This window comes from Pseudomonas sp. dw_358 (assembly GCF_018449655.1).
Lineage (GTDB): Bacteria > Pseudomonadota > Gammaproteobacteria > Pseudomonadales > Pseudomonadaceae > Aquipseudomonas.
The window spans coordinates 50388-58688 of the sequence record NZ_JAAVUX010000025.1; the positions used below are offsets into that span (position 1 = coordinate 50388).

6 protein-coding genes are annotated in these 8301 nt (G+C 53.9%); 1 reads left to right on the top strand and 5 read right to left on the bottom strand.

Annotated features, from left to right (window positions below):
* Positions 1-596: 596 nt before the first annotated feature.
* The 5 genes from HB675_RS24495 to HB675_RS24515 all read right to left on the bottom strand — a co-directional run bounded on the left by HB675_RS24495 (position 597) and on the right by HB675_RS24515 (position 6778).
* Complete coding sequence (locus HB675_RS24495; protein WP_147460277.1) at positions 597-1844, bottom strand: hypothetical protein; 1248 nt, start codon at positions 1842-1844, stop codon at positions 597-599.
* 249 nt (positions 1845-2093) lie between these two features.
* The gene (locus tag HB675_RS24500; protein WP_213881743.1) at positions 2094-3869 is read right to left on the bottom strand and encodes a hypothetical protein; all 1776 of its coding nucleotides are present in this window, start codon (positions 3867-3869) and stop codon (positions 2094-2096) included.
* Positions 3870-4078: 209 nt separating this feature from the next.
* The gene (istB, locus tag HB675_RS24505; RefSeq protein ID WP_213881744.1) at positions 4079-4822 is read right to left on the bottom strand and encodes an IS21-like element helper ATPase IstB; all 744 of its coding nucleotides are present in this window, start codon (positions 4820-4822) and stop codon (positions 4079-4081) included.
* A gap of 20 nt (positions 4823-4842) precedes the next feature.
* On the bottom strand, positions 4843-6357 hold the full coding sequence (gene istA / locus HB675_RS24510) for an IS21 family transposase (protein WP_213881745.1): 1515 nt from the start codon (positions 6355-6357) through the stop codon (positions 4843-4845).
* A 139-nt stretch (positions 6358-6496) separates the two neighbouring features.
* The gene (locus HB675_RS24515) at positions 6497-6778 is read right to left on the bottom strand and encodes a hypothetical protein (RefSeq protein WP_213881746.1); all 282 of its coding nucleotides are present in this window, start codon (positions 6776-6778) and stop codon (positions 6497-6499) included.
* A 532-nt stretch (positions 6779-7310) separates the two neighbouring features.
* On the opposite strand from HB675_RS24515, the gene HB675_RS24520 reads away from it, so the two are divergent.
* A complete protein-coding gene (locus HB675_RS24520; protein ID WP_256737669.1) occupies positions 7311-8249 on the top strand; it encodes a phospholipase D family protein in 939 nt (312 codons plus the stop codon).
* Positions 8250-8301 lie beyond the last annotated feature (52 nt).

Consider the following 8301-nt stretch of genomic DNA (forward strand, 5'->3'; position numbering starts at 1 on the left):
GTTAGCTCTGCCCTTTTGTAGAATCGCTCAAATTCGGGGAAGCCTCTGCGTCTGCGTGGTAATCCCGAGCCAAGCCTTGAGAGACCTCAAGGAAGGTGTAGAGACTGTACGGGCGAGCCGTAAAGGCAAGAGACAGTCCAGACCACGAACCCGAAAGGGGCAGCGAAAGCTGAAGTGGTATGCATAATCCGTTGGTGCCCGGTTCGACTCCGGGGAGGCCCACCATTCAAATAAAAGACCGCACTCTGTTGCGGTCTTTTTTTGGGAGAGACGCTCCCATAACTATTCGCTGTCTGGAGCGGGGCTCAGCGACGTGTCGGCATCCCGCCTTCCACCTCTGGATTCCACCGACGGCACGAAGCCGGCCATCACAAGCACACAGATCAACAGCTGTGTCGCGATCAGACTGCGCAGCCATCTAGGATCACCAACGACATCACCATAGCTGAGATAACCATGTCTAGGCTGGTGACAGGCGTGTCTAATGTGCAAATTTTGCATCTTGCTATTCATCAGCATAACAAGCGCGCACGTCGCTGGCTCGCATGGATTGAGTGACCTCAGACCAGCCACACATCCTGTGGCCTAAAAGATGCCTACTTTTGATACTCTCGAAGCCGAACCTGATCGGCAGCTAACGTCTCCTTTACCGCAATCAAGCTGCGCCCCTTTGCACGCGCTTCAAATCCTTCCTGTCCAAACAAAGGGGCTAAGTTCTCCACACGTTTAGCTCCCAAGCGAGTATTGAGCCACTCGAATAAATCAAGGTCGATGAATGGAAACGTTCGACCAGAGGTTCGGCAGACCGCAATGGCTTTCAATTCCGTCAGCTTGATCAGATCCCGTACGTCCTTGTCAGTGGAGATTAGAACGGGCAAATAAACCTCGCCGCGTGGAAGACCTTTAGGGGTCACCATTGCATCCATAATCCTGAGCATGAAAATATCCCAGGCAGCATTTCTTACAATATCGATTGCGTTTTCGCTCCTCTCGAATGAATTCAGCTTATTTGTCAGACTGGTTTTTCCCCGATAAAGAATTTCAGCGCAAATCACAAGCTCTCTTGCCATCACAACTTGGAGTTCTTCATACATAAATCTAATTAATTGCTCAAGTTTGTGCGGAGCGGATTTCTTGGATCCGAGGTCGATGAGTTTTGTACGTAGGATCATGGCTTCAATGAGCGCCAAACGATTGGTTGTTTCTTCGCTCAATGCATCGGTCAGAAGCTCATCGATCATACTCACCGCCTGCTGTTCGCAGGTCTCTCGATAAAGATTCATGAATCTATCATTCCAGCCTGGGCCCAGCGGATCAGAATCCATATGAAAAGCCAAAATCGCAGCGACAGTCTCTACACATGCCTCGCGGGTCTTTTCATTCCAGTTTCTCTGGCACTCCCAGATGTAATAAAATGGGTTGAGCCTTTGAAGACCATCAACACCAATCGCTTTTCTGAGATTGTTTTTATACGTTTCAAAATTGTCTGTAGAGCTGGAATTGTATGAGAGCCTTCTAAAGTAGGAGGCTACGTTTGAATCAGCATATAACCCATGGCCAATTTCATACCGAGTAGGCCCTTTAGAATTTATGAACTCTTTATCCAGTACAATTAATGATTGCCCGCCCATAGCGGAAGAGATTACTCCTGAGTTACCAAATTCTAGTCGCGGGACTTTGAATGCTCCTCGCATGTCTTGGCATGCGTAAACGATTCGCCAATCGCCTAATAGCTGTAAATTCGACTTAAACAGATCAAATGCGTTCTTTACGTCATCTGCTGTACAGACTTCTTGGAGAGCTGCTTGAATATCGAACTCGCTTGGTTGTTTTTGCTTATTCAAGGGAATCGCCTCTTAAACAGAGTTGTCAACGAACGTGAGCCATATCAGCATGCTCGAAAAATTATTTTCGCTTCTTTCAGCTCGTAGACGAGCCCACTCAACAGTTTTGCTAGACAAATGGTGTTGATGTCAAGAGAACGTGCACTTCCCATAACTGAGCCTGTGTACGGCATGCTTAAGGTCTTTTTTGGGCGTATGCTTTTGGCCGAAAGCGGAGATCCACCAGGGACGGCTAGCGGCCAGAAGCAGTCATTGCTGTTCGTCCGAGTCATCAGTCTCGCCGAACAAGAATTTCCCTGTGTTCCAAATCGATCGCCCAACGTTGTGGATAAGTTGCTCTCCTTGCCGCAATGGCGAGTCGTCTTCATCGACGCCAGCGAGCTTGATCGCGTCTGTAACCTTTGAGCCAGTAGGGTGTGCATCTCCCACTCGCATATCATAAGCACCGGCAATCTCAGCAAATACTTGCCTAGCTTTGTCGTCTCCAATTTTCTCAGCCAAAATACTTTGGAGTAATTTGTTTGAGCCGAGTTTGCCTTTTTCTTGGTGTGCAGAAAGCTTGCGTAGCTCGGTTATGTTGAGCCTGTCCGAGAATACGCGAATGATGTCCTTGGCCAATCTGAGTAGGGACGCTCTGTCTTTGCTTGCAAACCTAGATATCTGCTGCCCCGCTTCGGCGTCATCAATATCATGGGTGAAAAGAGATATTCCGTATTTATGCCTGAAGCCGTCGGCCAAAAGCCTCATGCTTCCGAAAAAAATTTCTTCAACTGCATATGTTGATGCCGGTTTCGCCCTCATCTGTGCGTCCAGCAGTTCACTTGAAACCTTTCCTTCAGGAACAATATTATGCCCCGCCCAAACATGCTGCTCCCATGGGGCGAGTCGTGCGATGTCATAAGCATGTACGGTGATAAGGTCCGAACTGTTTATCCCGAAATGAGTTTTATATCCTGACGTCGAATTAATAGCTCCAGTTTCAGCCGTGTACCACACTAACTTGAATCCCCGGCTATTCAGAAGCTCATTTACAACGCTGGCTCGAAACCATAGCCAGCGGCCTATGTCCTCGTTATCAAGCTCTGCTGATCTCATTCGCGCTCCATCGGTTTCCACAATGAAATGCGGGAGGTTCGGATCTGCATCTCCACGAACGCGTAGGCTTTTTGACTGGTGGTCTATCCATTCCTCACGCCAAAACTCCCCCTCTACCCGCACACCTGTATAGCCTCCACGATGCCCTTTTGAACTTTCATGGTCAGTGTTCGAGTCATTCTCAGGGCCCATCACAGGGGCGTCCTCATCCTCATCTACATCCGTTCGCCAGGCTCGAAACATCGCCCAGCTTCCCCCGAATACGTCATCAAGCTTGCGAATGATTAGGGAGAATTTTCCGTTATCTCTTTCCTCATTGTGGGGCAGCAAATTTGAATATGCGCTTTCCTCGAAGACGGTGACGTTTTCGATCCTCTGTCTGTAGTATGCAAGGCGGAGCGACAGGTTTCTGGCGGCTAGATAGTCAAGTAAAAATTCTCTTTTTATTTCTATCTGACGATGCTCGCCATCTTCACTCACTGTCTCGCGAGCTACCACAACGAAATTTTCTTCAGGTCTGACCCAGTTGTTGCCCTCTTTAACCAAGTGCAGCGCGATTACTAGGTCAGGGCTTAGTATCCACTTTCTGCCACCGACAACAGGTTGCGGGTGTTCGTAAACTAGATTGACACCTATTGGCTCTTTATCGTTGTATTGATATTGGTCAATAGACGCATAATATCCATCTTCGTAAGCATAAGGCGCCACCGTGTGCCCAATGCCTATGTCGCTCCATCCAAGACGCTCCTCAACCCGCTGGCGATGCTCTGGCGGGAATGCTACGGAGCCACAACCGAAATATTCACTGACATGGCCTACCTCTTTTAGATCCCCTTTCTTGCTCTCAACTGAAGCTCTTAAAGGAACCCACGCCGCGTTAGAAAATACCCTGCGGGTTTCCTTGGTCTGGAGAATCCACTCTTCACTCATGGTCGAATTTCCGTTATTCATGTCGGCATATTGGGATTATGAAGTGGCCTTCTCGGGGCCCTCGACAGGATGGTTTGCACGAGCTGGCAGATCAACAGGGCCATCTGCGGATTCCACGCCATCCGGACATTCAGCCCACCAACATCCGGACACCCGTTCCACGCTCATCCGGACAGGCAGTCGGAGCGCAGCGACGCAGGTTTGCATTGTTAGTCTGAAGTCCCTGTCGTCGTCAATTTCGTTGCGCGCCTGCGCATCGATTCGCCCTTCAACTCGATTCGATAAGCGTTATGCACCAGCCGGTCGAGGATCGCATCGCCCAAGGTCGGGTCGCCGATCAGCGCATGCCATTTGTCCACCGGCATCTGGCTGGTGACCAGCGTCGAGCGGTTGCCGTAGCGGTCGTCCAGCAGTTCGAGCATGTCGCGCCGTTGCGCGGCGGTAAACGGTGCCAGGCCCCAGTCGTCCAGGATCAGCAGGTCGGTCTTGGCGTAGCCAGCCATCAGTTTGGCGAAGCGGCCGTCGCCATGGGCTAGGCCCAACTCCTCCATCAAGCGTGGCAGACGAAGGTAGCGCACGCTGTAGCCGTCGCGGCAGGCCTTGTGGGCCAGCGCGCAGGCGAGCCAGGTTTTACCTACGCCTGTTGGCCCGCCTATGATCAAGTTCAGGCCGTCACGCAGCCACTGGCCACTGCCCAGTTGCAGGATCATGGCCTTGTCCAGGCCACGCGGGCTGCGGTAGTCGATGTCTTCCAGGCAGGCGTTGTGGCGCAACCGCGCCGCTTTGAGGCGAGTGGTCATGCGGGCGTCTTCGCGCTCGGTCACCTCGCGGTCGAGGCGTTCGTCGAAGCTCAGATCATTGATATCGGGCGTTGTGTGTTGCTCGCTCAGCGACTTGATCATGCCGTGCAGGCGCAGGGTTTGTACCTTGTCGAGCGTTGGATTCGGTAGCATTTCGAAGCTCCTTTTTCAGGTCAGTGGTAGTAGCCCGGGCCACGCAGGTTGATGTGCTCGTCGGGCAGCAGCGGCAGGTTTTGCTGGGCCAGCGGCAGACGCTCCAGCCCTTGGCGCAGGATTGATTCCAGGCTTTTGTAACTGCATGCGCCCAGTGCCAGCGCACGCTGGCACGCGGCTTCCAGCCGCGCTTCGCCGTGCTGTTTGCTCAGGCGCAGGATGCCCAGGCAGGCGCGGAAGCCGTGCTGTGGGTGGATTTGGCGTTCGAGGATGTAGGCGAAAACGCCAGCGGTGTTAGGCCCGGTCTGCTCTGCCCAGCGGATCAGCCGTTGCGGCGTCCACTCAGCATGTTCGCGGTGGCTCTTGGGCATGTGCTCGGTTTGGGTGGTGTGCCGGCCTTTATGCAGCGAGCGCAGGTGGCTGGCCACGCGCTGGTTGGCGTGGAAGCACTCGACGGTCTGGGCGGTGAGTCGTACCTCTAGTTGGTGCTTCACCAGCTGGTACGGCACCGAGTAGAAGTGGCCATCGACCTCGACGTGGTAGTCGATATGGACTCGCACTTTTTTCCATTCGGCATAGACGTACGGGTGTTCCGGCAGCCCTTGCAGGGCCGGTTGGTCGAGGGCCTCGAAGGCTGACCGGCGTGAGCCGGGTAGCTTTTTGAAGGGCTTGTGGTTGAGGCGATCCAGCAGCAGCGCGATGGCTGTATTGAGTTCGCCAAGCGAGAAGAACTGGCGGTTGCGCAGCACGGCGAGGATCCAACGCTCGACGATCTGGACGCCGACTTCGACCTTGGCTTTGTCCTTGGGCTTGCGCGAGCGAGCAGGCAAGACGGCGACGCCGTAATGCTCGGCCAGATCGCGATAGCTGGGGTTGATATCCGGCTCGTAACGGTGCGCTTTAGTCACGCCACTACGCAGATTATCGGGCACCAGGATCTGCGTTGTGCCGCCGAAAAAAGCAAAGCATCGGACGTGCGAGCCCAGCCAGTCGGGCAGTTTCTGCGACCAGGTGGCCTCGGCAAAGTTGTAGCTGGACGCGCCGAGAACGGCGACGAAGATCTGAGCCTGACGGATCTCGCCCATTTGCCGATCGATGACCGGCGCTGTTTGCCCGGCGTAATCGACGAACAGCTTTTCGCCAGCACGATGCTCCTGGCGCATGACCACGTCGACTTTGGCGGCCCAAAGGCGGTAGTGCTCGCAGAACCAGCTGTATTGGAAGCCTTGCGGGTGAGCGAGTCGATATTCCTGCCAGAGCAAGGCCAAAGTGACGCCGGGGCGGCGCAACTCCGCGTGTACCCACGCCCAGTCAGGCATTGGGCGCTGGTCGGTCGGCATTGGCGCTGCCGGTGGAAACAGCCGTCGATTCAACTCCGCGTCAGAAATATCGATGGGCCACTGAAGCCCACTGGCAGCGAACCGGCAAAGGTAATCCCCTGCACTCGAATGGCCGATGGATAAGCTGGCGGCGATCTTGCGCACGGACAGGCCGGCGTCGAACTTTAGGCGTAGTACCTCTCGGATTTTACGCATGGATAAACGCTCCACGACGACCTCTTCGCTTCGAAAAAAGAGGTCGATAGTAGTGAATAGTCCTGCGTTGCTGCCTGCCTGAAAGTGTCCGGATGGCCGTGGAATCGGTGTCCGGATGCTTGTGGAATGAGTGTCCGGATCAGCGTGGAATCAGTGTCCGGATGTCGGTGGAATGGGTGTCCGGATGGTCATGGAATCCCCATTGGTAGGCCTCGCGATGTCCGCGATTAAAGCCTTTCTTGTACCAGGACTCGCTAACGTCCTCTAAAGCTTGCTGAAGGCATTCACGAAGCTTTTTACGCATCGGCCGACTAGACGGACTGAAATCCGCGCCCTTCAGAAGCGCCTCAATATCACCAAGGGTCTTATTGATCGACTGGCCAGCGGCGGCGCCGCCGTCATCGTAATCAGATTTCGCCATGTGCAACTCCCTTTTGGAATTCAAAACGCTACCTACCCCGCACACTTCAGGGGGCAGTAAGTGTTAACAGTTTCCTATCAAACGCAACACCCGACACATCTACGCCTCACCTTTCTGGAGCGTTGCTATGGAAGATCTTCCAATCTGCGCTTGCTGGCTATGCGTGAGAAGTCGACCGTCGGATAGCCCGGCCATCTGAACGGCCATGGCATTGTGCAGGTCAGTACCGATGCGGCCAAAGCGCTTGGATTTGTAGGCATCTGAATCATGTACCCAACCGACTCGATGAACACCCTCCTGCCCAAGCAAGTCCGACGAATATGCATTGCGATACCAGGTACCCCTCGTGCACCGGTAGTTCCAAGTGCCAGATGAGCGCCTAATGGCTGAGAATCCGCATTGGTCCCGCAGAGCCGTTTAGGCCACAATCTTGGACACACTCAAGCGACGACAGGGAAGACTATGGTCGCCTCCGGGATTTATACCAACAGCTCAGGCGACGACCAGGTCCAGCCTCCCCTACAGCAAGCTGATGTCGACCGCATCGTGCATCCGTATCGCGGTCCCTTACTTCACCCGAGAAGATAGAATCGTTCAAGCATCATCGAGGGGAGCGAGGATAGAACTGCTAGTTGGACTGAACAAAAGCACTAACCCATCGGCTCTGCGCAAAGTCCTCGATGCGAGCAACTGCGTGGTGCGCTACTTCACTGATGGGTACCACGCAAAACTGTTCCTATTTGACGGGACTGCCATGGTGGGCTCCGCAAACCTGACCATGGGCGGAATGGCAGGTAACCGTGAAGCAGTGGTGTTGCTGGATCAACCTGGTGATGAGGATCGGATCCGCGACCTGGAGATTTTCTTTGCCGAAGTTTGGGACAGCGCCGAGGTGCTCACCGGTCAGGTGTACAAGCAGTTCAAAGAGGCTTGGGAAAAATCATCACGCCTGCAAAGTCAGGACCTACCGTCTCAGGTCATGCTTCCGGTAGAACCTCAGACAATACTGGGGAGCAGCCAGAAAAAATCGGCCCGGGACATGTACCTGAGCGATCTTCAGAAATCGATTCATGAGCAATACCGGCCGGCATTTTCCGAAGTGGCTACCTTGCTCACAGAGCATGGCTATCGACGCTCTGAGTTTGCTGACCTTGGTATCGAGGTTGAAGTAAACCGCTTCCTCAACTGGGTACGACTTGAACATGTTAAAGGCGACGATGCATGGAGAAATGCACCTCTGCGGTCGAAAACAGACCGGCGAGAGCTAGTGCTGACTTTTGGCAGGACCTGGGCGATCACCGAGAAACCAGACATACCGGATGACTACTTCGACCGGCTGCGAGAGCTACACACTGTGCTCGGAACCCCAGCGAGCATCGCTGGAAGCGATCGAGAACAGCTAGCCAACGCGTTGATTTGTGTCCACGCATTCAAAGTAAACGATCCACGAACCCCACGTACCGCCGGTTGAGACTTTGGCTTACCGTGGCATTTCCGGTGAGCAGTTCCAAGGCAGCAAGGCC